The sequence below is a fragment of the Rhodanobacter lindaniclasticus genome (assembly GCF_004799035.1).
Lineage (GTDB): Bacteria > Pseudomonadota > Gammaproteobacteria > Xanthomonadales > Rhodanobacteraceae > Rhodanobacter > Rhodanobacter lindaniclasticus.
Window position 1 is genome coordinate 58,516 of sequence record NZ_MWIO01000014.1, and the last position, 24,949, is coordinate 83,464.

Genomic DNA, 24,949 nt, shown 5'->3' on the forward strand with positions numbered 1-24,949 from the left:
TCGTTCCTACAAAGCCAGCGGGCAATGCAGGCTGGCGCAGATCACCCGCAGCAGTTCCGCCTCCTCCACGCTGACCTGGCCGTCGGCGTGGACTGCACGCAGCAAGGCCTGGATCACCAACTCCTTGGCCATCGGGCTCAGGCCGTCCAGATCATCCAGCGCGCGCTCGAACGACGCCTGCCAGGCCATCGGTGGCGGCACCCACTCGATCGCCTCGCCGGGGAACGCCTGCTGCATCGCGAACAGCCAGGCGCGCCTTGCGCCTGCCTCGTCCGAGCAGCCGGCTGCGGCGACAACGGTGCACACCAGGATCACGCTGTCACGCGCGGCCGGCAATTTCTTCACGCCATCGACCGGCGCGCTGCGCGGCTCGCGCGCCTCACTCAGCTGAATGCGCAGCAGCCGCGCCAGGCAGTACTCGTTGATGTCGACCCGGCCATCCGCCCTGACCAGATTTTCGAGCGTGCGCACCAAGGTCTGCTGGCGTCCTTCGGGCAGTTGCCTGAGCGCAGGAAACGCCAGCGAAACCAGCGGCAGGCGCGCGATCGGCGTCAGCGCAGCCACGGCGGAAGCCTGTGCCAGCACGGCACGCTGCACGTCATCGCCAAACGCATCGGCGACGATCCGGCGCTGCGCGGGCTGCAACTCGGCCGCGGGTGACAGCGCCAGCGCCAGCATCACCGTCAGCGCGGATTCCGGCTGCTGCACGGCATCGTTCAAACTCGCAGGCATCGCCTGCTGCACGGCCGCGGCACGCTGGAATGCCGGAGCCGCCGCCACGCCGCCAGCCAGCACGCCGGTCAACACCGGCGGCAACGACAACCCCGGCACGCCCGAGGTGGCGCCCGGCGTGCTTGCCGGCGCCGGCTTCTGCGGCGGCGACGCGGCCACGCGCTGCAGCTCCGCCGCCGTGCGCGCCAGATCGGCCTGCGTGAAGCCAGGCTCCAGCGCGCGGATGCGTTCGAGCAAGGGGGGATGGGTGGCAAACAGCGCGTTGAAACTGCCGCCCTCGCCGAACAGCATGTGCGCCACTTCCTGCTTGTTGGCCGCCTGCAATTGCGATCCCTCGCTCAAGATCGCGATCTTCTTCAGCGCGCCGGCGATGCCGTCGGTCTGGCGGGTGAACTGCACCGCCGACGCATCGGCCAGCGATTCGCGCGAACGGGCCACCGCCGCCTGGATCAGTCGCCCGAAGAAATAGCCGACGTAGCCGACCACGATCAGCGCCAGCCCGATCATCCACACCTGGCCGCTGCCCCGACGATTGCTGCGGCCGCCGCCGAACCAGATCACCCGCCGCCCCACCACGGCCAGCACCAGGATGCCGAACAGCAAACCCATCAGGCGGATGTTCAGCCGCATGTCGCCATTGAGCACGTGGCTGAACTCGTGCGCGATCACGCCCTGCAGTTCGTCACGCGTCAGGTTGTCCAGGCAACCCCGGGTCACGCACACGGCCGCATCGGAAGCCGAGTACCCGGCGGCGAAGGCGTTGATGCCCGGCTCGTCGGCCATCAGGTAGATGTCCGGTACCGGTACGCCGGCGGCGATGGCCACTTCCTCGATCACATTGCGCAGCCGGCGCAACGCGGGATCACGCGTGTCCGGCGGCACCACCGTCGCCCCCATGCTCTCGGCCACGCTCTTGCCGCCGCCCGACAGGCTCATGATGCGGAACAGCGAGCTGAGCCCGATGCCGGCCAGCACGATCACGCTGCTGCCCAGCAGCAGCTTCAGGTTGGACGCAGGCGGCTCACCGGGCGCCGGATGCTGGCCCAGCGCGAACCAGACCACCGCGTCGATTGCCGCCACGATGGCGATCACCGCCAGCACGAACAGGATCACCAACCGCCGGCTGCTGCCGCGCACGCGCGCCTGTTGGGCGAAGAAATCCATGGAGGCTCCGACGGACGGTCAGCGGCGTCGCGGCCGCGACACCGCGACGATCAGCTGAACGAGACCTTCGGCACTTCGCGCACGGCGGGATCTTCGATCTTCAGCGGCTCGGCGGCGGCAAACCCGAAGCTGTTGGCCACGAACGACGCGGGGAACACCTCGCGCTTGTTGTTGTAGGTCAGCACCGAATCGTTGTACGCCTGCCGCGCAAACGCCACGCGGTTCTCGGTCGAGGTGAGCTCTTCGGAGAGCTGCATCATCGTTTGGTTGGCCTTCAGGTCCGGATAGGCCTCCTGCAGCGCGAAAAGATGGCCCAGGGTCTGGGTCAGCGCATTCTCGCTGCTGGCCAGTTGCTGCATCGCCGCCGGATCGCCGGGATTGGCCTTGGCGCCGGCCAGACCGCTGACGGCCGCATTGCGCGCCTGCACCACCGCCTCGAGCGTGCCGCGCTCATGCGCGAGGTAGCCCTTCGCGGTCTCGACCAGGTTCGGGATCAGGTCATGCCGGCGCGTCAGTTGCACGTCGATCTGCGCGAAAGCGTTCTTGTAGCTGTTGCGAGAGGTAACCAGTCCGTTGTAGATCGCCACGAAGTACAAGACAATCAGGACGACAACAACCAGAAAAATGATCAGGCCCATCGACAAGTTCTCCACCCAGAGGCGTATCCCCACGCCGGAACACAGCCAGAATACCATGCCGTTTCGCAAGATCTTTCTCGTGATCGCCGGCGGCCTCGGCCTGTCCTGCGCGATCTTCTGCAACCCGCTCGCCGCCACGCCCGCCACCGCACTGCCGCCATCGGCGGGCCCGACGACGCTGCCACCGGCACGCATCCAGAAAACCCTGGACGACTACAAGCGCTGGCTCAACCTGCTGGGCGAGCGCGACGCCGTCGCCGGCCTGGCCACCGCCGTGGTGGTCGGCGACAAGGTGGTGTTCGAAGGCACCGTCGGCTACGCCGATGTCGCCACGCGCGAACCGGTGACGCCGACCACGGTGTTTCGCCTGGCCTCGCTGTCCAAGGCATTCGCCACCGCCATCACCGGCCTGCTGGTGGACGACGGCAAGCTCGACTGGGATACCCGCCTGATCGACGTGCTGCCCTACTTCAAGCTCAAGAACATGCAGGAAGCCGACCAGGCCACGGTCAGCGACATTCTCGGGCAGAAGATCGGCCTGCCGCGCAACACCTTCGACAACATGCTCGAGGGCGACATTCCGTACCAGGAACTGGTGCGCAAGCTGGACGAGGTCGACATGACCTGCGGCGTCGGCCAGTGCTACGGCTACCAGAACGTCGCCTTCAGCATGATCGGCGACGTGGTGCTCGCGCGTACCGGCGACTTTTTCTACCACCTGGTCGACAAGCGCCTGTTCTACCCGCTGGGCATGACCACCGCCACCTATGGCCGCGCCGGGCTGGAATCGAGCAAGAGCTGGGCGCGTCCGCATCACGCCTCGAGACATGGCTGGGTTCCGTTCGAGCCGAATGAAACCTACTACCGCGTGGCGCCGGCGGCGGGCGTCAATGCCAGCCTGCGCGACATGGAGAAGTGGCTGATCGCGCAAATGGGAGACCGCCCGGACGTGCTGTCCAGCGCCCTGCTCAACAAGCTGCACGCATCCGGTGTCAGCACACCCAGCGAACTGCGCTCCACTGCATGGCGTCGCGCGCGACTGACCGATGCCCACTACGCGCTGGGCTGGCGCGTCTACCGCTACGCGGGCGAAACCCTGATCTATCACGCCGGTGCGGTAGCCGGCTACCGCACCATGATCGGCTTCTTTCCGAAGTACAACGTGGGCGTGGTCACCCTGTGGAACTCCACAGGCCCGACGCCGAGCGGCCTGATGCCGATGGTGTTCGACGACCTGCTCGGCCTGCCGCACGTCGACTGGGCGCAGATCGAAAGCGCGCCGAAGAAGCCGGTGTCGCGCAAGAAGGTCCGCAAGGCGCGCCCGGCGCGACGTCGCTGACGCCGATCCCGCGCGGCAAGCGAGCCGATGGCCCATGCATCTGGCCGGCACCATATGCCCGCGCAACCGGGCGACGGACGATCCCTCACGGCCGACGCGAGGATCATCCTGCCGCTTGATGGCCACGCCCTGCCTGTCGGCACGCCACCCCGGGCAGCAGAACGGCGCGTGCCGCAGCACGCGCCGTCCGGTTCACGCGACAGCCGGGTCGCGCGTCAGAACTTGAACTCGATCCGCTGTTGCCGCGCACTGACCACGGGCACGCCATTGCGCACCGCCGGCTTGAACTCATAATTCTCGACCGCCTCGATCGCGGCGCGATCGAAGATGCGGCGCGGCTGCGCATCGACCACCCGGACGTTGACGGGCTTGCCGTCGGTACCCACGGTGAACGAAACCACCACCCAACCCTCCTGGCGCGAACGCACGGCGGCGGGCGGGTAGTGCGGTGCGGCCGCCTTGACCAGAACGGCATCGGCCGTCGGTCCGACCGGCGCGGGCGCGGCGACAGCGGAGGCATTGCCGCCCGGCTGGGCGGCATTCTGCGCACCGGCCTGCGCCGACTGCGTCGGCTGTTGCTGTGCCGCCTGGGCTGCCTGCTGCTGTGCGAGCTGATCGGCGGCGGCCTTGTCGGCGGCGGCCTTCTGCGCCGCCAGCGCGGCAGCCTTCTGCTGATCCAGCGCTTGCTGCTGTTGCTGATCCAGCGTCTTGCGCTGGGCGTCGAGCTTGGAGCGCAGGATGGTCAGCGTGAAGTTGGTCGGATCGGCCTTGGAGAGCAGATCGATCTCGCGCTGCGCTTCGCCGAAGTCGCGCGAGTTGATCGCCTGCTCGGCCTGGTTGGCCGCGAACGGGAAGGTCTCGCGCAGCGCATCGGAGGCCACCTTGTTGCCCGGGTCCTTCTCCAGCACACGCAGGTAGAACTCGAATGCGTTGTTGCCGGCCGGCGCCAGATAACGCTGCTGGCCCATGGCCGAACGCGCTTCATCCACCAGCTGGTTGATGTCCATCCCCGCCACGTTGACCGGCGGCGGCGTCGCCCGCGTCACTGCGGTGACCGGCGTCGACGGATGCCCGCCCGAATCGGCCAGCATCAGTTCCTGATGCGGCTTGAGGATGAGAAACCACGCGCCGATGGCCAGCAGCACAAAGACGGCAATGATCGCGATGTAGGTCGGCCGGACGGCCCCACGCGCGCGCCGGCGCGTCTGAAGTGAATATCGGGTATCCATGGTCTCTCACTGAGTGTCGACAGATACCCGCGCTTTTTCCCCCTGTAGGAGCGGCGATCCCCCGGATACGCCGCGGCGCGGATGTGCAGAAGGTAACTCCAATGGCGCAGCACGGCAATGCCGCGTCCCCGGGCGGGCGCGCGTCGGCGCGGCGAAGATGGCAGGGGCGGCGACACGGTCACCCGCCTCATTGCGTACCCCGGAAATGAAGCGTCCCGGCCTGGCCGGGACGAACTTTCTCGAAGTGCTCCCCCCGCGCTGGGCACCGCGGGGGGAGAAGTCGATGGCATATCTTGTTGTGGGTGTCGCCTTGTTGCGTGTTGCGTGTAGCTTACTTCTTGGTCTTGGCCTTCGGCTTTGCGGTCTTGGTGGCCTTGACCACCTTCGCCGCCGCAGCCTTCTTCGGTGCAGCTTTCTTCGCCGGCTTCTTGGCGACCTTCTTTACCGCGACCTTCTTCACCGCGGCTTTCTTGGCAGCCGCCGGCTTGCGGACGGCCTTCTTCGCGGCAGCCTTCTTGGCGGCCGGCTTCTTCGCAGCCGGCTTCCGGGCTGCGGCTTTCTTGGCGGCCGGTTTCTTGGCAGCCGGTTTCTTGGCAGCGGCCTTCTTGGCAGCCGGTTTCTTTGCAGCGGATTTCTTGGCAGTGGCCATGGTTCGTCTCAGCTCCTCATCAGTTGGCAGTGGTTGCCCAGTAAAAGCATGCAGGAACGCTTCAACCAGCAAGTCGCTGTTCGTCGCGTGCCGAAGATTGTTCACCTGTCGGTGGGTGCGCAAATCAGAAAGCCGTCGCAGAACATGCAGCGGAATCGAGACCGTGATCTTGCGAACTGCATTGGCTTTTTCACCGTGCTCGACATAGGGCTTGATGAATTTCGTTGTCGCCATAAAACGCATTCCCCGTGATCTGCTGCGAAAGCTATCCCCGAAGATTTCAACTGTCAATTGATTTTCGCCATGTGTTTTCGCCCACCCGAATCACCACCACCCCGCCAGCCCCGTGCCGACAAGGGCGTGCCGGCCACGGCCGGTTTTTCCATTGGACGTCTAGACGTCCATGCTTGAAACACGCCATTTGCCGAAACATGCCTTAAATCGCGTAAAACAGGCCAAATCCAGCAATCGCGGCAAACATCGGCGAATGCGCACCGTCGACGAACGCGTACCGCGAAAGAGCGTGCGCGACGGCGGATACGGGCGACTCCGGCAAATGAACGGAATGCGACCGGGAGGACGCGGATGACGACCCGGACAACCGCGACGGAAGCGGTTCCCGCGCCGAAGCGGACCGCGACGACAACCAGACCGAGGACCGGCGACGCCGAATCCCGGTGACTCGCGGCGACGAAAATCAGCGCGACGATCGATCCGTTCCGTCGTGCAAGCGCATGCTCGAGCCGCGTTTTGCAGCGCGCGGAAATGTGCCTGAAGGAAGCTGCCGCACGCCGATGCAAGCATCAAAAATGAAACCGGCCGCACATGGCGGCCGGCAGCGTACTCGGGGAGATCGATTGACGCGATCGGATCAGTGATCCTCGTTCTCGATCAGTTCCTGGTAGTCGTTGGCGTCGAGCAACTCATCCAGCTCGGCACGATCGCTGGGCCGCACGAGGAAGATCCAGCCATCGCCGAAGGCGTCCTCGTTGATCGTCTCGGGCTTGTCGTTGAGCAGCTCGTTGACCTCGACGATCTCGCCCGACACCGGCGAATAGATGTCCGAGGCGGCCTTGACCGACTCCACCACGGCGGTGCCGGTGCCGGCCTTCACCGCGGCGCCGATTTCCGGCAACTCCACGTAGACCAGGTCCCCCAGCTGGCCCTGGGCGTGGTCGGAAATGCCGACCCGCACCAGGCCGTCGTCTTCAACGCGGGCCCATTCGTGGGATTTGAGAAACTTCAGATCGCCGGGAATCTCGCTCATGGTCGGGTCCAGTCGTTGGGAGGGGAAGGCGGTTACGGATGGGAATTCTAGCGGCATTCGCCGTGAGGAAAAGGGCAAGGCACGATCAGATGCCGTCGCAGGGCTTGCCGTCGCGCACGAAGGGATATTTCACCTGGCGCACCGCCACCTCGCGGCCGCGAATGTCCACGCGCAGGGCGCCGGTGTCGCCGGCCGGCACGCGGGCGAACGCGATCGCCTTGTCCAGCGTGGGGGCGAAGCTGCCGGAGAGGATCTCGCCATCTCCGTTCGCCGTGAGCACCTTCTGGCCGTGGCGCAGCACACCCTTTTCGTCGAGTACCACGCCGATCATCACGCGCGCCACGCCGGCGGCTTTCTGCTGTTCAAGCACGGCGCGCCCGATGAAGTCGCGCCCCTCGTCCAGCGACACCGTCCAGCCCAGGTTCGCCTCCCACGGCGACACGTCCTCGTCCATGTCCTGTCCGTACAGGTTCATGCCGGCCTCCAGACGCAAGGTGTCGCGCGCGCCCAGCCCGGCCGGCTTCACGCCGGCGGCGAGCAACGCCTCCCACAGCGCCACCGCGTGCTCTGCCGGCAGCATGATCTCGAAACCGTCCTCGCCGGTGTAGCCGGTGCGTGCCACGAACAGCGGCATGCCATGCGGGCCCTGCGCCGCGGCGGCGACGAACTTGCCCAGCTTCTCGATGCGCGGGCGGTCGACGTCGTGCAGCAGGCCGAGCACCTTCGCCCGCGCCTGCGGCCCCTGCACCGCGATCATCGCGAAGTCGGGGCGCTCCTTCACCTGCACGTCGAACGCCTGCGCCTGGCGTTCGATCCAGGCCAGGTCCTTGGCCCGGGTGGCGGCGTTGACCACCAGCCGGAAAAACTCTTCGCCCAGGTAGTACACGATCAGGTCGTCGATCACCCCGCCGCGCTCGTTCAGCATGCACGAGTACAGCGCCTTGCCGTGCACCTTCAGCTTGTCGATGTTGTTCGCCAGCAGGCGACGCAGGAATTCGCGCGTGCGGGCACCGTGCAGGTCGACCACGGTCATGTGCGAGACGTCGAACATGCCGGCGTCGCGGCGCACGGCGTGATGCTCCTCGATCTGCGAGCCGTAGTTGATCGGCATGTCCCAGCCGCCAAAATCCACCATCCGCGCGCCGAGCGCGCGATGGGTGGCATTGAGTACGGTCTTCTCGGTCATCGCGGCGGCGCCCTGCTGATTGAGGAATGGGCCATTATCGCCGCCGGCACAGGGCAATCCAAGCTGTGCGGCAAAACGCTCAGTCGCCGGCGCTGCTGCGGTCGATCCCCGCCAGCAATTCCGCGGTCAGCTGCTCGGCCAGCTGCTCGGCGCGCTGGCCCCCGCTGAGCAGGTGCACGTCCGGCGACAACGGCCGCTCGTACGGCGCGTCGATGCCGGTGAAGTTGCGGATCTCGCCGGCGCGCGCCTTGCGATAGAGGCCCTTCGGATCGCGCCGCTCGCACTCCTCCAGCGGCGCGTCGACGAACACCTCGACAAACTCCCCGCTGCCGAACAGCTCGCGCGCCGAGCGCCGCTCGCTGCGGTACGGCGAGATCGCGCTGACCAGCACGATCAGCCCCGCATCCACCATCAGGTGGGCGACCTCGGCGATGCGGCGGATATTCTCCACGCGGTCGGCGGGGGTGAAGCCCAGATCCTTGTTGATGCCGTGGCGCACGTTGTCGCCGTCCAGCAGGTAGGTGTGGTAGCCCAGCGCGTGCAGCTTGCGCTCGACCAGGTTGGCGATGGTGGACTTGCCGGCACCGGACAGGCCGGTGAACCACAGGCACAGCGGATGCTGCCCCTTGCTGGCGCCGCGCACGCGCTTGTCGATGTCCACGTGCTGCCAGTGCACGTTGCTGGAGCGACCCAGCGCGAAGTCGAGCATGCCGCAGGCCACCGTGGCGTTGCTCTGGCGATCGATCAGGATGAAGCCGCCGAGGTCGCGATTGGTGGCGTACGGCTCGAACGCGATCGCGTCGTCCAGGCCCACCGTGCAGTAGCCGACCTCGTTGAGCTCCAGGTGGCGCGCCGCAAGCTGCGCCTGGCTGTTGACGTCGACCTTGTGCTTGATCGACATGATCCGCGCATTGACCGTGCGCGTGCCGATCTTCAGCCGGTAGGTGCGGTTGGGCAGCAGGTTGCCGTCGCCCATCCACAGCAGGTGGCAGGTGAACTGGTCGGCGACCGGCGCCGGGCGCAGCGCATCGGCGATGACGTCGCCGCGGCTGGCGTCGAGTTCGCGATCCAGGCACAGCGTCACCGCCTGGCCTTCGCCGGCGCGCTCCAGATCACCATCGAAGGTCACGATGCGTTCGACTCGGGCGCGCTGCACGCCCGGCTGCACCACGACCTCGTCGCCGCGCGCCACACTGCCGCCGCAGATGGTGCCGGCGTAGCCGCGGAACGACTGGTCCGGGCGGTTCACCCATTGCACCGGCATGCGGAAGTCGGTGGCACGGAAGCGTGTTACCTCCGCCGTCTCCAACCGTTCCAGCAGACTGCCGCCGTCGTACCAGGGCATGCGCGGCGAGCGGCTGCCCACGTTGTCGCCGTTCAGCGCGGACACCGGCAGGCAATGCACGTGCTCGATGCCCAGGCTGCGGGCGAGCTCGCGGTACTCGGTGGCGATGGCCTCGTGCACGTCCTGGCGGTAGTCGACCAGGTCCATCTTGTTGACCGCCAGCAGCACGTGGCGAATGCCGAGCAGGCCACATATATATGTGTGCCGGCGCGTCTGCGTCAGCACGCCCTTGCGCGCGTCGACCAGTACCACGGCCAGCTCCGCGTTGGAGGCACCGGTGGCCATGTTGCGGGTGTACTGCTCGTGGCCGGGGCAATCGGCCACGATGAAGCTGCGCCGCGCGGTGTGGAAATAGCGGTAGGCCACGTCGATGGTGATGCCCTGCTCGCGCTCGGCGTCCAGGCCATCGGTCAGCAGGGCGAAATCGAGCACGCCATCGGCGGCATCGGCATGCAGCCGACGGCTCTCCCGCGCCAGCGCCTCCAGCTGGTCATCCGCCAGCATGCCGGCGTCGTACAACAGGCGGCCGAGCAAGGTGCTCTTGCCGTCGTCCACGCTGCCGCAGGTGATGAAACGAAGCAGGCCCTTCTCCGGCGCGGCCATCAGAAGTAGCCCTCCTGCTTCTTGTGCTCCATCGACGCGGAGGGATCGTGGTCGATCACCCGGCCCTGGCGCTCGGAGGTGCGCGAGGCGGCCATCTCGTCGATGATCCTCTGCACGGTGGTGGCGGAGGACTCCACCGCGCCGGTCAGCGGGTAGCAGCCCAGCGTGCGAAAACGTACCTCGCGCATCTGCACGCTCTCGCCCTCGCGCAGGGTGAAGCGATCATCGTCGACCATGATCAGCGCGCCGTCACGTTCCACCACCGGGCGCGGCTTGGCGAAGTACAGCGGCACCAGCGGGATGTTCTCGCGCTGGATGTACAGCCACACGTCCATCTCGGTCCAGTTGGACAGCGGGAACACGCGCACGCTCTCACCCTGGCGCACGAAGGTGTTGTAGTTGCGCCACAGCTCCGGCCGCTGGTTCTTCGGGTCCCAGCGATGCTGCGCGTTGCGGAAGGAGAACACGCGCTCCTTCGCGCGCGACTTCTCCTCGTCGCGACGCGCGCCGCCGATGGCAGCGTCGAAACCGTGCTGGTCCAGCGCCTGCTTCAGCGCCTGGGTCTTCATCACGTCGGTGTGCACGGCCGCGCCGTGGGTCAGCGGCGAGATGCCCTGGCGCACGCCATCCTGGTTGGTGTGCACCAGCACCTCCACGTCACCTGCCGCAGCCACTTGCTCGCGGAAGGCGATCATCTCGCGAAACTTCCAGGTGGTATCGACGTGCAGCAGCGGCATCGGCGGCTTCGCCGGATGGAACGCCTTGCGCAGCAGGTGCAGCAGCACCGAGGAATCCTTGCCGATCGAATACAGCATCACCGGGTGACGAAACGCTGCCTGCACTTCGCGGAAGATGTGGATGCTCTCGGCCTCGAGGTCGTCGAGGTGGGAACGCGGTGCGGTAGCCGTCATGGGGTGGCGAACTCGATGGCAGGTGTGGCCGAAACGACGTCGCCCATCGGGCGAGCGTCATCCTGGAACCTCGCAGTATAGATCGCGCGAACGCCACTCCTCGAAAGAGGGGCCAAAGGAGTTCGCATATGGATATGGCCGTGGGCGATGGCGATGAGGTTGCAGCGCAGGGGTTCTGCGTGCGGCACGACGAATGAAGGTAGGGCGGGCACCGCCCGCCATTTGCCCATGCGACTACTCGCTGCGCGTCATTCCAGCACTGGGTAGGCGGGCTCGGCGTCCAGCGTCGAGGCGCAGGCCGCAGCCAGTTCCAGCAGGCGCAGGTCGGAGCCGCGCGGGCCGACCAGTTGCAGACCCACCGGCAGGCCGTCGGAGAGCTTGCCCATCGGCAGGCTCACCGCCGGGCAACCGGCGAGGCTGGCGAAACTGGTGAGGTCGGCCGCCGAATCCGGGGCCGGGCCATCCAGCGGAAACGCGCCTTGCGGCGTGGTCGGCAGCACCAGCACGTCGACCTGGGCGAACAGCCGGCGCATCTTCAGCGTGGCGGCATCCAGCACGCGGTCCGCTGTAGCGTAGTCCGCGGCGCTCTTGCCGGCGGCGTAGCCGAGCATGCGCCGGAAGCGCTCGGACACGGGATGCTTCGCGTCAGGCGAAAGATCCTCGGCAAACGTGCCGAGCATTTCCGCCTCCATCAACAGCAGGCCGGCGCGGCGGGTGCGGGCAAAGTTCCAGTCGTCGAAGTCGACCGTGCGGCGATCGCTCAGCGCATGCGGCAGCCGGGCCAGCGCGGCCTCGAACACCTCGATCACCTCCGGCTGCACGCCGACGGCCGCCAGGTCCGGCAGCAGGCCCGCGCGCAGATGGCCGGGATCCCAGTCCGGCAGCGCGAACGCCACGCGCCGGCGGCGCGAGCGCGCGTCGTCGGCGTCGTAGCCAGCCAGCACCTGCAGCAGCACGGTGAGGTCCTCGACGCTGCGCGCCAGCAGGCCCACCGAATCGAGCCGACGCGCGGCCGGCACCAGGCCGCGCGCGGAAATCTCGCCATGCGTGGGCTTCAGCCCGTAGATGCCGCAGTAGCTCGCCGGAATGCGGATCGAGCCCAGGCTGTCCGAACCCACCGCCGCCACCGCCAGGCCCGCGGCCACCGCCGCGGCGGCGCCGCCGGAGGAGCCGCCCGCGCTGTAGCCGTGGCGGTGCGGGTTGTGGGTGGCACCGAAATGCGGATTGTCGGTGGCTGCGCCCAGCGCGCCCTCATCCATGTTGGTCTTGCCGATCACCACCGCGCCGGACGCGCGCAGACGCGCCACCACGTGGGCGTCGTTCGCCACCGGTTTGCCACGCCCGGGCAGGCCCACCCGCGTGGGCCAGCCGGCCATGTCGAGGTTGTCCTTCAACGCCAGCGGGATGCCGTCGAGCCGGCCGATCACGCCGTCGCGGCGACGCCGGTCGGCCATGTGCGCCTGTTCCTGCATCAGCCCGGGACGCTGGTCGACGTAGCAGTTGAGCTGGGGATCGAGTCGCTCGATGGCCTGCTGGTAGACATCGGCCAGGGCTTCCGGCCGTACCCTGCCCGTGGCAAGCCAGTGCAGGAGTTGGCACAGCGATGCGCGGCGCAGGTCGATATCGGCGATCGGCGGCATCGAATTCATGAACTCTCCTTAGCAATACGGTTGCGATTATCACCGCCCGACCCGCGACGATTGCAAGCGGTGGCGCAGCACGCGTTGCCCTGCATGGCTCGAATCCGGACAATGCGGCAGGGTATCGTGCGTCGATGACGCATCGAAGACGCCACCCTTTCCCGCACTGCAGGAGTTCGCCATGAGCGAGCGCGAAACCATGGAATACGACGTCGTCGTGGTCGGCGCCGGCCCTGCCGGCCTGGCATTCGCGATCCGCCTGAAGCAGCTGAAGCCGGACACGAGCGTGTGCGTGATCGAGAAGTCATCGACCATCGGCGCGCAGATCCTCTCCGGCGCGGTGATCGAGCCGCAGCCGCTGGATGCCCTGCTGCCCGGCTGGCGCGACAACCCGCCGCCGATCTGCGTGCCGGCCGGCAAGGACGAGTTCTGGCTGCTGTCGAAAACCGGCGGCACCCGGCTGCCGGTGCCGCCCGGCATGCGCAACCACGGCAACTTCATCGTCTCGCTGGGCGCGCTGTGCGCGTGGCTGGCGCCGCAGGCCGAGGCGCTGGGCGTGGACGTGTTCCCCGGCTTCGCTGCCGCCGACAACATCTACAACGAGGACGGTTCGGTCGCCGGCGTGCGCATCGGCGACATGGGCGTGGCCAAGGACGGCACGCACAAGCCCGGCTACACCGAAGGCATCGACATCAAGGCCAAGCTCACCGTGCTGGCCGAAGGCGCCCGCGGCAGCCTTACCAAGCAGCTGGTCAAGCGCTTCGGGCTCGATGCCGGCAGCGATCCGCAAGGCTATTCGATCGGCATCAAGGAGCTGTGGCAGCTACCCGCCGGGCGCGTCACGCCCGGCAAGATCGCGCACAGCATCGGCTGGCCCGCCGATACGCATACCTATGGCGGCAGCTTCCTCTACCACCTGGACAAGGATCGCATCGCGCTGGGCTACATCAGCGGGCTCGACTACAGCGACCCGAAGTACCAGCCGTGGGAAGCGTTTCAGCAATGGAAGAACCACCCGAGCGTGAAGTCGCTGCTGGAAGGCGGCACCATCCTCTCGGCCGGTGCACGCGCCATCGTCACTGGCGGCTGGCAGTCGCTGCCGAAGTGCGAGATGCCGGGCGCCATCCTGATCGGCGACACCGCCGGCCTGCTCAACGTGCCGAAGATCAAGGGCACCCACCAGGCGCTGAAGAGCGGCATGCTGGCCGCCGAACACCTCGCCGCCAGCGGTCTCGACGCCACCGGCTTCGACGCGAAGCTGCGCGGCTCCGAGGTGATGGCCGAGCTGAAGAAAGTGCGCAACGTCAAACCCGGCTTCAAGAAGGGCCTGTGGTTCGGCCTGCTCAACGCCGCCTGGGAAACCGTCACCGCCGGCCTGTCGCCGTGGACGCTGAAGAACAAGGCCGACTGGTCCACCCTGCACAAGCTGGGCGAATGCGAGGAGCCCAAGCGCGACTACGTGCAACGCACGCTGCCTCCGCGCGACCGCCTGGCCGGCGTCTACTTCGCCGCCACCGAGCACGACGAGGACCAGCCGGTCCATCTGCACGTGGCCGACACCGACATCTGCGCCACCCGTTGCGTCGAGGAATACGACAACCCCTGCACCCGCTTCTGCCCCGCCCAGGTCTACGAGATGGTGGCCGACGAAAGCCAGCCGCACGGCAAGCGCCTGCAGATCAATTCCGCCAACTGCGTGCACTGCAAGACCTGCGACATCAAGGATCCGTACGAGATCATCACCTGGGTGACGCCGGAGGGTGGCTCGGGGCCGAATTACCAGAACCTCTGAGCGACCGAGGGCAGTCCACTGATCGGCAACCTGCACTGGCGACTCAAGCGCCTGGGCTACCTGTGGCAGCGCACGCGCGGCAGCCTCGCGTTGCGCGGCTGGCGCGGCACGCTGGCGCGCATGCGGCAGGAGTTCCAGTCACGTCCCGAGCAGGATGAAGCACTGGCACTGCTGCCGCTGGACGAACCGTTCGCACCGTTCGCGCTGCCGGCGAGCGAGCAGCCGCAGGTGTCGGTGATCATTCCGGTTCACGGCAAGCTCGCCTACACCCTCGCCTGCCTGCGCTCGCTGGCGCGCCACGGTGCGCACGCGCCGTTCGAGGTGATCGTGGTGGACGACGCGTCGCCGGACGCCAGCGCCGCCACGCTGGCGCAAGTCAACGGCCTGCGCCTGCTGCGCAACTCGGCCAATCTCGGCTTCATCGGCAGCTGCAACGCCGGTGCCCAGGCGGCACGCGGCGAGTTCCTGCTGTTCCTCAACAACGACACCCAGGTCACCTCCGACTGGCTGGATGCGCTGCTGCGCTGCTTCGCCGAGCGCGTCGACTGCGGCATCGCCGGCAGCCGGCTGGTCTATCCGGACGGCCGCCTGCAGGAAGCCGGCGGCCTGGTGTTCGCCGACGGCAGTTGCTGGACCATCGGCCGCTTCGAGCCGCGCGACCTGCCGCTGTATCGCTGCCGGCGCGAGGTCGACTACGTCTCCGGCGCCTCGCTGCTGATCCGTCGCGCAGTGTTCGGACGCGTCGGCGGCTTCGACGCGCGCTATGCGCCGGCCTACTACGAGGACGCCGACCTCGCGTTCGCGGTGCGCCGGCTCGGCCTGCGCGTGTACTACGAGCCGGCCAGCACGGCGATCCACTGCGAGGGCATCAGCGCCGGCACCGACCTCGACCGCGGCATGAAGCGCCACCAGCGGCCCAACCAGGCGAAGTTCGTCGACAAATGGACGACCGAACTCGCCGCCCAGCCGCCCGCCGGCACGCCGCTGGAGCGCGCGATCCACTGGAGTCGGCGCGGCCGCGTGCTGGTGGTGGACGCGATGACGCCGGAACCTGCGCGCGACTCCGGCTCGCTGCGCCTGTGCGCGATCCTGCGTCTGCTCGACGAGCAGGGCTGGAGTACTGCCTTTCTTCCCGACGACGGTCGCGCCAGCGCGGCAGAGATCGACGCGCTCGGCGCACTGGGCTGCGAGGTGCTGTGCAAGCCGTGGGTGGCGGACCTGCCGCGTTGGCTGCGCGAGCACGGCAGCGAACTGCACGCGGTGATCCTGTGCCGGCACACCGTCGCCGGCCAGTATGCCGCTCTGGTGCGTCAGCATGCGCCGCAGGCAAAGCTGTTGTTCGACACGGTGGATCTGCACTTCCTGCGCGAACGGCGCGCCGCCGAACTCGGCGGCAGCGCCACCATGGCCCGCCAGGCCGAAGCCGCACGGCGCAGCGAGCTGACCCTGATCGAACAGGCCGACGTCAGCTTCGTGGTCAGCCCGCATGAGCGGTCCTTGCTGGCGCGCCTGCTGCCGCAGGCGCGGGTGGAATTGCTGTCCAACATCCACGAGGTGCACGGCTGCCGGCAGCCGCATGCCGGGCGGCGCGACCTGGTCTTCATCGGCGGCTACGGCCACCCGCCGAACGGCGACGCGGTCCACTGGATCGCCGACGAGATCCTGCCGCGACTGCGCGAAGCGCTGCCCGGCATCCGCGTGCATGTGCTCGGCGACATGCCCGACGCGGTGCGACACGAGCTGGCCAGGCCGGGTCTCGAATTCCATGGCCGCGTGGCCGAACTGGCGCCGTGGCTGGACCGCTGCCTCGCCACGCTGGCGCCGCTGCGTTTCGGTGCGGGCGTGAAGGGCAAGATCAACATGTCGATGAGCCACGGCGTGCCGGTGATCGCCACCACGATCGCAGTGGAAGGCATGCAGCTTGCCGACGACGTGAACGTGCTGGTGGCCGACGACGCGGCCGCCTTCGTCGCTGCGGCATTGCGGTTGCAGGCCGACGAGGCGCTATGGGAGCGACTCTCCGCGAATGGCCTTGACAACGTGCAGCAACATTTTTCCGCCAAAGCCGCCGCTGCCGCCCTGCGGCGCGTACTGGATTGACCACGCTCGCGCCAGCGCCGATGCTTCCGCATCGTCACCGATAGGCCGCCATGTCCGCCCGCGACTTCGCCAAACGCTGTCTGTTCACCGTGCTGCGCGCCGGCTTCCGGCTGACCCCGATCCCGGGCGCCACGCGTGACCGACTGCGCCAGCGTTTCCTGGACCGGCACGTGGACCTGCTGCCGCGTGGGCCGCGCGGCCAGTCGCCCGGAGCGTCGCACGCCGAGCATCGGCCGCGCATCCAGGCCGCCGCGCGTGCGATCGGTTTCGCCCCCTGGCGCAGTGGCACGTTGCCGACGCCGCTGCCCGCCACCGTGGTGGCGTTCTACCTGCCGCAGTTCCATCCGATTCCCGAGAACGACGCGTGGTGGGGCAAGGGCTTCACCGAGTGGCATAACGTTACACGCGCGCTGCCGCAGTTCGAGGGGCACGTGCAACCGCGCCTGCCCGGCGAGCTGGGCTTCTACGATCTGCGCCTGGTGGACGCGATGCGCCGGCAGATGCAGCTGGCCCGCGACTACGGCGTCGGCGCGTTCTGCAGCTACTTCTACTGGTTTGCCGGCAAGACCCTGCTGGAAGCGCCACTGCAGCAGTGGTTGGCCGATCCCTCGCTGGACCTGCCGCTGTGCCTGTGCTGGGCCAACGAAAACTGGTCGCGTCGCTGGGACGGCCGCGCCGACGACATCCTGATCGGTCAGCGGCACAGCCCGGCTGACGACCTGGCCTTCATCGAACACGCCGCACGTTACCTGACTGATTTGCGCTACCTGCGCGTCGACGGCAAACCGCTGCTGCTGGTCTACCGCCCCGGGCTGCTGCCGGACCCGAAGGCAACCGCGCAACGCTGGCGCGAGTGGTGCCGCGTCAACGGCATTGGCGAAATCCATCTGGCCTACGTGCAGAGCTTCGATCGGGTCGACCCCCGCACGATCGGCTTCGACGCCGCCGTGGAATTCCCGCCGAACAACACCACGCCCGCGCCAATCACCGCGCGGCAGCACCTGCTCAACCCGGATTACCGCGGCGACGTGCACGACTGGCGCGAGCTGGCCCGGCAGTCGATGGCGCAGCCCGAGCCCGCCTATCCGCGCTACCCCGGCGTCAATCCGGGCTGGGACAACGAACCGCGGCGCAGCGGTGGCGGTCGCGTGTTCGCGCATGCCTCGCCGCGCGGCTACCGCGACTGGCTGCGCCATGCGATCGGTGCCGCGCAGCGGCGTTTCCCGGCGCAGCCGCTGGTCTTCGTCAACGCCTGGAACGAATGGGCCGAAGGCGCCGTGCTGGAACCGGATACCCGCCTGGGGTACGCCTGGCTGGACGCCACCCGCCAGGCACTGCAGCCGATGCCGCCCGCCGACCCACGGCCCTGCGCCGTCATGCACATCTGGTACCCCGAACTGCTCGAAGAGCTAGCCGCGGCACTGCGTGCCAGCGGTATCGACTGGCGCATCGTCATCACCACTGCCGGAGAACGCGAGCAGGCCGTGCGCGAGCAGGTGGCCCGGCTCGGTCTGGATGCCCGCATCGACGTGTTCGAAAACCGTGGTCGCGACATTCTTCCGTTCCTGCACGTCGCCAACCGCCTGCTCGACGAGGGTGTGACGACCGTGCTGAAGCTGCACGGCAAACGTTCCACCCACCGTCAGGATGGTGATACCTGGCGCCGCGAACTGCTCGACAAACTGCTTTCGCCGGAACGGGCGGGCCGTATCCTGGCGGCGTTCGGCAGTGATCACACATTGGGTCTGGTGCACGCAGAAGGCCACTTGCAACCACTGGACTACTACTGGGGTGCGAACGAAGCCAATGTCGACTACCTCACCCGCCGACTCGGCATCCCCGCACCGGAAGTCAGCCGCGACAACTTCATCGCCGGCACCATGTTCTGGGCGCGACCGGCCGCGCTGCGCGTGCTGCTGGACGCCCATCTCGGCGTGACGGATTTCGACGCCGAGGCCGGGCAGCTCGACGGTACCCTGGCGCACGCCATCGAGCGCGTGTTCAGCCTCGCCGCCACGGCGGCCGGGTTCCGCACAACCGGCGTGCCCGCCTTGCTGGGGCTCGCCGAGACCGCTTCCACACCCTATCCGTACGCCAGGCGCAGCGGCTGACTATAGGTGTCGCCATCGCGTGGGGCCGCGTATTTCGTACGATTGTTTGATGCCGGGTAGAATGGGCGTTCCCGCGCCCCGGGAGGGGCAGCCAACGAGGTAGGAATTCGCGAATGAAAATTCTGGTCGGCTACAAGCGCGTCGTGGACTACAACGTGCGCATCCAGGTCAAGCCCGACGGCAGCGGCGTGATCACCGACGGCGTGAAACTCTCCGCCAACCCGTTCGACGACATCGCGCTGGAAGAGGCGCTGCGCCTGCGCGAGAAGGGCGTGGCCGAGGAAGTGATCGTGGTCGGCATCGGCCCGGCCGACCTCACCGCCCATCTCCGCAACGGCTTGGCCATGGGCGCCAATCGCGCGATCCACGTGACCACGGCGGACGCCGTGCAGCCGCTGACCGCTGCCCGGATCTTCCTCAAGCTGATCGAGAAGGAACAGCCGGACCTGGTAATCCTGGGCAAGCAGGCGATCGACGACGACGCCAACCAGACCGGCCAGATGCTCGCCGCGATCTGGGATCGCCCGCAGGCCACGTTCGCCAGCAAAGTCGAGATCGCCGACGGCAAGGCCACCGTGACCCGCGAAGTCGACGCCGGCCTGGAAGTGATCGAGGCGGAACTCCCGGCCGTGATCACCACCGACCTGCGCCTCAACGAGCCGCGCTTCATCAAACTGCCGGACATCATGAAGGCAAAATCGAAGCCGATCGACGTGATCGAGTTCGGCTCGCTCGGCGTCGAGGCGAACGACCACCTGAAGACCACGCACTATGCCGCGCCGGCCAAGCGCAGCAAGGGCGTGATGGTAAAGGACGCGGCCGAACTGGTCGCGGCGCTGAAGCAGAAAGGCTTGCTGTAAACCCTATTCCAGATGTAGGAGCCCGCTTGCGGGCGATGCTCTTTCTTCGGAGATTCAGAGCAGAAGCATCGCCCGCAAGCGGGCTCCTACAACAAAGAGCTTTGGAGACACACATGAGCAAGATCCTGGTCATCGCCGAACATCTGGGCGGCAAACTGAATTCCTCCACCGCTCGCGCGGTAAGCGCCGCTGTCGCCGTGAAGGGCGAGGCGATCGACGTGCTGGTGCTCGCCGACAACGCCGAGGCGATCGCCGCCGAGGCGGCGAAGATCGAGGGCGTCAGCCGCGTGCTGACCATCGCCCGACCCGAGAACGCGCGCCCGCTGGCCGCCGTGCTGGCACCGCAAATCGCCAAGGCCGCCGCCGGCTACAGCCACGTGTTCGTGCCCTCCACCACCTTCGGCAAGGACGTCGCCCCGCGCGTGGCCGCCCTGCTCGGCGTGGCCCAGGTCAGCGACGTGATGAGCGTGGAGGCTGCGCACGCCTTCAAGCGCCCGATCTACGCGGGCAACGCGATCATCACGGTCGAGGCCGACCCTGCGCACACCGTGGTCGCCACGATCCGCACGGCGTCGTGGTCCGCCGCTGCCAGCGGCAGCAACAGCGCGCCGGTCGAGGCGATCACCGTCGATGCCGCGCTGCCCACCCACACCCGCTTCGTCGAACTGCAGCAGGGGAAAAGCGACCGACCCGACCTGCAGAGTGCCAGCAAGGTCGTGTCCGGCGGCCGCGGCGTGGGCTCGAAGGAAAACTTCGACATCATCTACAAGTTTGCCGACAGGATCGGCGCCGCCGTGGGTGCCTCGCGCGCCGCCGTCGACGCCGGCTACTGCCCCAACGAAATGCAGGTCGGCCAGACCGGCAAGATCATCGCCCCCGAGCTGTACATGGCCATCGGCATCTCCGGCGCCATCCAGCACCTCACCGGCATCAAGGACGCCGGCACCATCGTGGCGATCAACAAGGATGCCGAGGCGCCGATCTTCGAGGTGGCCGATCTTGGCCTGGTGGGGGATTTGTTCAAGATCATTCCGGAGCTTGAAGCGGCACTGGGCTGAGCGCGCGGTCTAATCCACCCGTTGCGCTGAAGGCCTTGGCCCGCTGGCGCCAGCCGAACTTCTTGCAGCGCATGGTTCACGTTGCATCCCGATCCACACAGGCGGGGGAATTCCTCGATCTGGGTGATTCGTTTACCATGAACGGTCAGTTTGCTCAGGAAGGGGGAATTCAATGAACCCGGAAGCTCCCACATCGCGAGAGTCGAAATTGAAACAGGTCGCTCCGCATGTGCGCAGATCGGATATCGAGCAAAATCGCTCGAAGGCAAACTGACAATGGGCATGATACGTGACTGCGCCCGACTGCTTCGGCGCACCCCCGTGCACCCGCAATGGCTGTTGGGACGACGCCAGGTCCCGGGAGGTCTCGCAAGTGCAACCGGTCTGATTCTCGACATCGGCGCAGCGGACCGATGGATAGCCGCCCACTTGCCGGAAGCAGCAAGCTACGTTGCTCTGGACTATCCGGCAACCGGCAACGAGTTCTACAACGCAAGGCCAGACATTTTTGCCGACGCGTGCCGGTTGCCTGTAGCCGACGCCTGCGTCGATGGCGTGGTTTGCCTGGAAGTGATTGAGCACGTTCCGGATCCGGCACAGGCAGTCCGTGAAATAGCGCGCGTGTTGAAGCCCGGGGGGCGTGCCTGGATCTCCATGCCATTCCTTTATCCGGTGCACAACGAACCTTACGACTTCCAGCGGTTCACCGAATTCGGCCTGCGAAGGGACATGGCCCGCGCCGAACTGGATGTCATCGATCTCCATCACTCGGGCCATGCGGTGCGCGCAGCCGGTCTGATCTTGTGTCTCGCAATCGCCGGTGGCGTGGACACGAGGCGCGGGGTCTTGAAGGGGCTTCTGCTGCCGGTGGCCATGATTGCGATACTCGCCACAAATGTAGCGACCTGGCTCTTGTCACTGGTCTGGCCCGACTGGGCGAATATTTCCACCGGACATTATCTGGAAGTGCGCAAGCCAGATGAATCGGTCTCCATCCCGGATGGAACATAGCGCTGCCGCAACAACCTGCTTCAAAGTGCGACTGCCCCGTGAAACCGCGCGCCATCGCCAAACACGGCGATCCGGCTGCCGGACATACCGATCCATACTCCACGCGTGAATCAACTCCCATGGAGTGCATGTTGAATACAAAACGGACGTCATCCATGCCCAACCCCATCCTCCGTTCTGCTGAGGCCAAAATCAACAACGGAACGAAGTGATGCGCGTGTTCCTGGTGAGTACCATGTATCCACGCGACGCGGCCGGTTGGCGCGGGGTGTTCATACGGAACATGGTTTTCGCGCTGGCGCGTGCCCCATCCATTGAACTCAACGTATGGGCACCGCCTGGCGAGCTGCCCGAACGGGCCGTCAAAAGCACTACTCCTGCGGAAGCCCGATGGCTCGGCAAGCTGGTCGACCTCGGCGGCATATCGCACATGATGCGGAGCGGCGGCATCCGCGCGCTGTTTGCACCGATCAAGCTGTTGACCTTGCTTGCCAAGGCGTATCGGCGGCATCCGGAAACGGATATCTACCACGTCAACTGGCTGCAGTCTGCATTGCCGTTGCCGCGCGATGGAAAGCCTGCACTCATAACCGTACTGGGCAACGACCTGAAGCTGCTCCGGTTACCCCTCATGCGTCCGCTGCTGCGCAGCATGATGCGCGGGCGCAAAATCGCCATTTGCCCGAACGCGGAGTGGATGTGTGACTCGTTGCAACACGCGTTCGGCGACATAGCGGAAATCCGTCCGGTTTCCTTCGGCATTGATCCAGTCTGGTACGCGATAAATCGGATATGGGCCGCCGGTGAACCCCATCGCTGGATCGTGGTTGCACGCCTTACCGCAGACAAGCTCGGGCCACTGTTCGACTGGTCTTCCCGTCTCTTCAAAGACGGGTCCCGCGAACTTCACCTGTTCGGCCCAATGGAGCAGGAGATTGATGTGCCAGACTGGGTGCACTATCACGGCCCCGTCGCACCGGAACAACTGGCGAACGAGTGGTTTCCGCGTGCCTGCGGGCTGCTGACGCTGAGTCGTCACGCCGAAGGACGACCGCAGGTGATGCTGGAAGCGATGGCCGCTGGTCTGCCTATCATCGCCTCCCGCATGCCGGCCCATGCCACCGTCGTGATCGACGGCGAGACGGGGTTGCTGTGCGATTCCCGTGAAACATACGGCGAGGCGCTGAACATGTTGGAGGACAAGGCCACCAATCGCCGTTTCGGGGAAACCGCCCGTCGTCGCGTAGCCGAGGATCTCGGCACGTGGGACGATTGCGCGAATCGCTATCGGCTCATATACATGGATCTTCTCGATGACAACCGCGATGACTGAGCCCGTGCTCATTCTCGGCGCAGGCGGCTTCGTCGGGCGAAGCCTCACCCGCGCCCTTGTCCTGAAGGACACACCGGTCATTGCCGTCAATCGCAGCGCACGCGGGTTCGAGCATCCCCTCGTCGAATCGATAGTGGACGAACTTCGGGCGCCGGAGGCATTTGCATCCCTGCTCGCGCGCAGTCGTGCCGTCGTGCATCTCGCCTCGACATCGACGCCCGGAACGTCGGCAGCCCGACCGTTGCAGGAAGTGAATGCCAACCTCCACACGACAGCCGCGCTGCTGGAGGCGCTTCAGGAGCACCCCGAAGTGGAACTGTTGTACATGTCCTCCGGGGGTTCGCTTTATGCGGACACATCCGGTTTGCCATCCGATGAGAACGCACGCGTCCATCCACGCTCGTATCACGGCGCAGCCAAGCTCGCGTCGGAATATCTCATATCTGCCTGGTGCGACCAGTTCCACGGCAAGGCCACCATCCTGCGCCCCTCCAACATCTATGGACCGGGCCAGCCGGAACGTCCTGGCTTTGGCATCATCCCGGCAGCCTTCGGCAAAATCCGTCGCAACGAAACGCTCCACGTATGGGGCGACGGGTCGGTCCGTCGCGACTATGTCTACATCGACGACCTGGTTCGACTTTGCAACATGGTCCTCGACACTCCCATGCCCGAAGGCCCGAGTATCTTCAATGCTTGCAGCGGCATCAGCGTTAGCCTCAATGAACTCTTCGATGTCATGGAAGCGGCCACCGGCCAAACGTTGCATCGCAGCTACGATGCCGGCAGGGCCGTGGATGCATCGTGCATCGCGATGAGTGCCGCGCACGCGGCAAGCATTTACGGCTGGCATCATCTGACGCCCCTCAAGGAGGGTCTGGCCCAAACATGGGAGTGGACTGGTCGTGCCCAGTCCTGACTTCGCGCGCACTCCGCCCCGATGATCGCAAGAGGTCCAGGACGATCATGAAACGAGCGCTGAAAGGCCTTGGCATCCTGCTGGCGCTCGTGGCCGGCATCTATTTCGTGATCTACGCGCACCGCGCTCTGGCGGACAAGGATCTGACGGCGCTGCTCGACAGCAAGGTACTGCTCGCCACTACTTGCCTTACCGCGCTCTATACTCTTTCCATCCTGACGACTGCTCTCGCCTGGACCCGGTTGCTGCACGCCATGCGTCAGGCCGCCGCCTTCACGCGCCTACTTCCAATACTAGCCACCACCCAGTTCGGCAAGTACCTGCCGGGCAATGTGGCCCAGCACATAGGGCGGGTTGCGCTGGTGCGCAGCATGGGTGTGCAATTGTCGCCAGCGCTACTTTCCGTCGCCTACGAGCTTCTGTTGGCGCTGGTCGCCAGCGCGCACATCGGCGCGCTCACGCTGTTGTGGGCCCCTCCTGAGGCTCTGTTGCAACTGCAGATAACCCAGTACCGCGTGCCGCTGCTGATCGTGGTGACCGCGGGTGCCCTGGGCGCGTTGCTGTTGGCGCCGCGCGTCGTGCTGTGGCTGAGTCGCCTGCGAAACCCGGTGCGCGAAACCGCCGGGATACCTGCGGCAAGGCTGCATCTCGATCCGGCAACAGTCACCGTCTGTTACGCGTTGTATGCAAGCAGTTTCGTCATGATCGGCTACGGCCTGTGGCTGGTGGCCGGCTCGCTGGCCCCCGCGAATGGATTGGTGCCAAGCCCGATATTCTTCATCGGCGCATTCGCCAGCAGCTGGATCCTCGGATTTATCGCCCCTGGCGCGCCGGCCGGCCTGGGCATCCGTGAAGCCGTATTGAGCGCCTGGCTCAGCGGCGTGCTTCCTTCCGTGGAAGTCGTCCTGCTTGTTATCGCATTGCGCATAGCCACCACACTGGGCGATCTGATCAACTTTGCCTGGGGGGGCGTAGTGATGTTTCGCCAACGCGAGGGCTAACGCAGAAAAGCAGCCGAACTGCACCATGGAGGCCTAGTCCTGCAGATCCGGCGTCAGCAAC

The 24,949-nt window shown here is 66.5% G+C and carries 19 protein-coding genes; 10 read left to right on the plus strand and 9 right to left on the minus strand.

All coding sequences use genetic code 11. The features are described from left to right. Positions 1 to 6 precede the first annotated feature (6 nt). Together B1991_RS04695 and B1991_RS04700 are read right to left on the minus strand one after the other, a co-directional pair. Positions 7 to 1,896, minus strand: a complete 1,890-nt coding sequence (locus B1991_RS04695; RefSeq protein WP_136257552.1) for a M48 family metallopeptidase — start codon at positions 1,894 to 1,896, stop codon at positions 7 to 9. A gap of 50 nt (positions 1,897 to 1,946) precedes the next feature. Next, positions 1,947 to 2,534 carry a LemA family protein gene (locus B1991_RS04700; RefSeq protein WP_136257675.1) on the minus strand — a complete coding sequence of 196 codons (588 nt, stop codon included), beginning with the start codon at positions 2,532 to 2,534 and terminating at the stop codon, positions 1,947 to 1,949. Positions 2,535 to 2,589: 55 nt separating this feature from the next. On the opposite strand from B1991_RS04700, the gene B1991_RS04705 reads away from it, so the two are divergent. After that, the gene (locus B1991_RS04705; RefSeq protein WP_136257553.1) at positions 2,590 to 3,873 is read left to right on the plus strand and encodes a serine hydrolase domain-containing protein; all 1,284 of its coding nucleotides are present in this window, start codon (positions 2,590 to 2,592) and stop codon (positions 3,871 to 3,873) included. Between the two features lie 215 nt (positions 3,874 to 4,088). On the opposite strand, the gene B1991_RS04710 is transcribed toward B1991_RS04705, so the two are convergent. The 7 genes from B1991_RS04710 to B1991_RS04740 form a co-directional block, all read right to left on the minus strand. Next, positions 4,089 to 5,102 (minus strand): energy transducer TonB, encoded by a 1,014-nt coding sequence (locus B1991_RS04710; RefSeq protein WP_136257554.1) that lies wholly within the window; start codon positions 5,100 to 5,102, stop codon positions 4,089 to 4,091. A gap of 331 nt (positions 5,103 to 5,433) precedes the next feature. Further along, complete coding sequence (gene metJ / locus B1991_RS19065) at positions 5,434 to 5,985, minus strand: met regulon transcriptional regulator MetJ (protein ID WP_136257555.1); 552 nt, start codon at positions 5,983 to 5,985, stop codon at positions 5,434 to 5,436. A gap of 637 nt (positions 5,986 to 6,622) precedes the next feature. Then, the gene (gcvH, locus tag B1991_RS04720) at positions 6,623 to 7,018 is read right to left on the minus strand and encodes a glycine cleavage system protein GcvH (RefSeq protein ID WP_136257556.1); all 396 of its coding nucleotides are present in this window, start codon (positions 7,016 to 7,018) and stop codon (positions 6,623 to 6,625) included. Between the two features lie 85 nt (positions 7,019 to 7,103). Next, positions 7,104 to 8,204, minus strand: a complete 1,101-nt coding sequence (gene gcvT, locus B1991_RS04725) for a glycine cleavage system aminomethyltransferase GcvT (RefSeq protein ID WP_136257557.1) — start codon at positions 8,202 to 8,204, stop codon at positions 7,104 to 7,106. A 79-nt stretch (positions 8,205 to 8,283) separates the two neighbouring features. Beyond that, entirely contained in the window at positions 8,284 to 10,152 is a 1,869-nt protein-coding gene (cysN, locus tag B1991_RS04730) for a sulfate adenylyltransferase subunit CysN (protein ID WP_136257558.1), read from the minus strand. Then, positions 10,152 to 11,063 (minus strand): sulfate adenylyltransferase subunit CysD, encoded by a 912-nt coding sequence (gene cysD / locus B1991_RS04735; RefSeq protein ID WP_136257559.1) that lies wholly within the window; start codon positions 11,061 to 11,063, stop codon positions 10,152 to 10,154. The genes cysN and cysD overlap by 1 nt, the downstream gene beginning before the upstream one ends. Before the next feature lie 248 nt (positions 11,064 to 11,311). Further along, a complete protein-coding gene (locus B1991_RS04740; protein WP_136257560.1) occupies positions 11,312 to 12,712 on the minus strand; it encodes an amidase in 1,401 nt (466 codons plus the stop codon). Between the two features lie 172 nt (positions 12,713 to 12,884). Between B1991_RS04740 and B1991_RS04745 the strand changes: the two genes are divergently transcribed. The 9 genes from B1991_RS04745 to B1991_RS04785 all read left to right on the plus strand — a co-directional run bounded on the left by B1991_RS04745 (position 12,885) and on the right by B1991_RS04785 (position 24,888). Then, the gene (locus B1991_RS04745; protein WP_136257561.1) at positions 12,885 to 14,495 is read left to right on the plus strand and encodes an electron transfer flavoprotein-ubiquinone oxidoreductase; all 1,611 of its coding nucleotides are present in this window, start codon (positions 12,885 to 12,887) and stop codon (positions 14,493 to 14,495) included. Positions 14,496 to 14,585: 90 nt separating this feature from the next. Further along, positions 14,586 to 16,595: a glycosyltransferase gene (locus B1991_RS04750; protein ID WP_342773761.1), complete on the plus strand. Its 2,010-nt coding sequence runs from the start codon at positions 14,586 to 14,588 to the stop codon at positions 16,593 to 16,595. A 50-nt stretch (positions 16,596 to 16,645) separates the two neighbouring features. Beyond that, entirely contained in the window at positions 16,646 to 18,706 is a 2,061-nt protein-coding gene (locus B1991_RS04755; protein WP_136257563.1) for a glycoside hydrolase family 99-like domain-containing protein, read from the plus strand. 113 nt (positions 18,707 to 18,819) lie between these two features. Further along, positions 18,820 to 19,566: an electron transfer flavoprotein subunit beta/FixA family protein gene (locus B1991_RS04760; protein WP_136257564.1), complete on the plus strand. Its 747-nt coding sequence runs from the start codon at positions 18,820 to 18,822 to the stop codon at positions 19,564 to 19,566. Positions 19,567 to 19,679: 113 nt separating this feature from the next. Further along, complete coding sequence (locus tag B1991_RS04765; RefSeq protein WP_136257565.1) at positions 19,680 to 20,624, plus strand: electron transfer flavoprotein subunit alpha/FixB family protein; 945 nt, start codon at positions 19,680 to 19,682, stop codon at positions 20,622 to 20,624. Positions 20,625 to 20,906: 282 nt separating this feature from the next. Continuing rightward, the gene (locus tag B1991_RS04770) at positions 20,907 to 21,635 is read left to right on the plus strand and encodes a class I SAM-dependent methyltransferase (protein WP_281280527.1); all 729 of its coding nucleotides are present in this window, start codon (positions 20,907 to 20,909) and stop codon (positions 21,633 to 21,635) included. A 211-nt stretch (positions 21,636 to 21,846) separates the two neighbouring features. Beyond that, positions 21,847 to 22,968 (plus strand): glycosyltransferase family 4 protein, encoded by a 1,122-nt coding sequence (locus B1991_RS04775; protein ID WP_136257567.1) that lies wholly within the window; start codon positions 21,847 to 21,849, stop codon positions 22,966 to 22,968. Then, the gene (locus tag B1991_RS04780; RefSeq protein ID WP_246031058.1) at positions 22,949 to 23,887 is read left to right on the plus strand and encodes an NAD-dependent epimerase/dehydratase family protein; all 939 of its coding nucleotides are present in this window, start codon (positions 22,949 to 22,951) and stop codon (positions 23,885 to 23,887) included. The genes B1991_RS04775 and B1991_RS04780 overlap by 20 nt, the downstream gene beginning before the upstream one ends. Before the next feature lie 47 nt (positions 23,888 to 23,934). Beyond that, positions 23,935 to 24,888, plus strand: coding sequence for a lysylphosphatidylglycerol synthase domain-containing protein (locus tag B1991_RS04785; protein WP_168709576.1), 954 nt, complete (start codon positions 23,935 to 23,937; stop codon positions 24,886 to 24,888). Positions 24,889 to 24,949 lie beyond the last annotated feature (61 nt).

Coding starts and splice junctions, on each gene's coding strand:
- B1991_RS04695 (WP_136257552.1), bottom strand. CDS start 1,896: ATGGATTTCTTCGCCCAACAGGCGCGCGTGCGCGGCAGCAGCCGGCGG.
- B1991_RS04700 (WP_136257675.1), bottom strand. CDS start 2,534: ATGGGCCTGATCATTTTTCTGGTTGTTGTCGTCCTGATTGTCTTGTAC.
- B1991_RS04705 (WP_136257553.1), top strand. CDS start 2,590: ATGCCGTTTCGCAAGATCTTTCTCGTGATCGCCGGCGGCCTCGGCCTG.
- B1991_RS04710 (WP_136257554.1), bottom strand. CDS start 5,102: ATGGATACCCGATATTCACTTCAGACGCGCCGGCGCGCGCGTGGGGCC.
- metJ (WP_136257555.1), bottom strand. CDS start 5,985: ATGGCGACAACGAAATTCATCAAGCCCTATGTCGAGCACGGTGAAAAA.
- gcvH (WP_136257556.1), bottom strand. CDS start 7,018: ATGAGCGAGATTCCCGGCGATCTGAAGTTTCTCAAATCCCACGAATGG.
- gcvT (WP_136257557.1), bottom strand. CDS start 8,204: ATGACCGAGAAGACCGTACTCAATGCCACCCATCGCGCGCTCGGCGCG.
- cysN (WP_136257558.1), bottom strand. CDS start 10,152: ATGGCCGCGCCGGAGAAGGGCCTGCTTCGTTTCATCACCTGCGGCAGC.
- cysD (WP_136257559.1), bottom strand. CDS start 11,063: ATGACGGCTACCGCACCGCGTTCCCACCTCGACGACCTCGAGGCCGAG.
- B1991_RS04740 (WP_136257560.1), bottom strand. CDS start 12,712: ATGAATTCGATGCCGCCGATCGCCGATATCGACCTGCGCCGCGCATCG.
- B1991_RS04745 (WP_136257561.1), top strand. CDS start 12,885: ATGAGCGAGCGCGAAACCATGGAATACGACGTCGTCGTGGTCGGCGCC.
- B1991_RS04755 (WP_136257563.1), top strand. CDS start 16,646: ATGTCCGCCCGCGACTTCGCCAAACGCTGTCTGTTCACCGTGCTGCGC.
- B1991_RS04760 (WP_136257564.1), top strand. CDS start 18,820: ATGAAAATTCTGGTCGGCTACAAGCGCGTCGTGGACTACAACGTGCGC.
- B1991_RS04765 (WP_136257565.1), top strand. CDS start 19,680: ATGAGCAAGATCCTGGTCATCGCCGAACATCTGGGCGGCAAACTGAAT.
- B1991_RS04770 (WP_281280527.1), top strand. CDS start 20,907: ATGATACGTGACTGCGCCCGACTGCTTCGGCGCACCCCCGTGCACCCG.
- B1991_RS04775 (WP_136257567.1), top strand. CDS start 21,847: ATGCGCGTGTTCCTGGTGAGTACCATGTATCCACGCGACGCGGCCGGT.
- B1991_RS04780 (WP_246031058.1), top strand. CDS start 22,949: ATGACAACCGCGATGACTGAGCCCGTGCTCATTCTCGGCGCAGGCGGC.
- B1991_RS04785 (WP_168709576.1), top strand. CDS start 23,935: ATGAAACGAGCGCTGAAAGGCCTTGGCATCCTGCTGGCGCTCGTGGCC.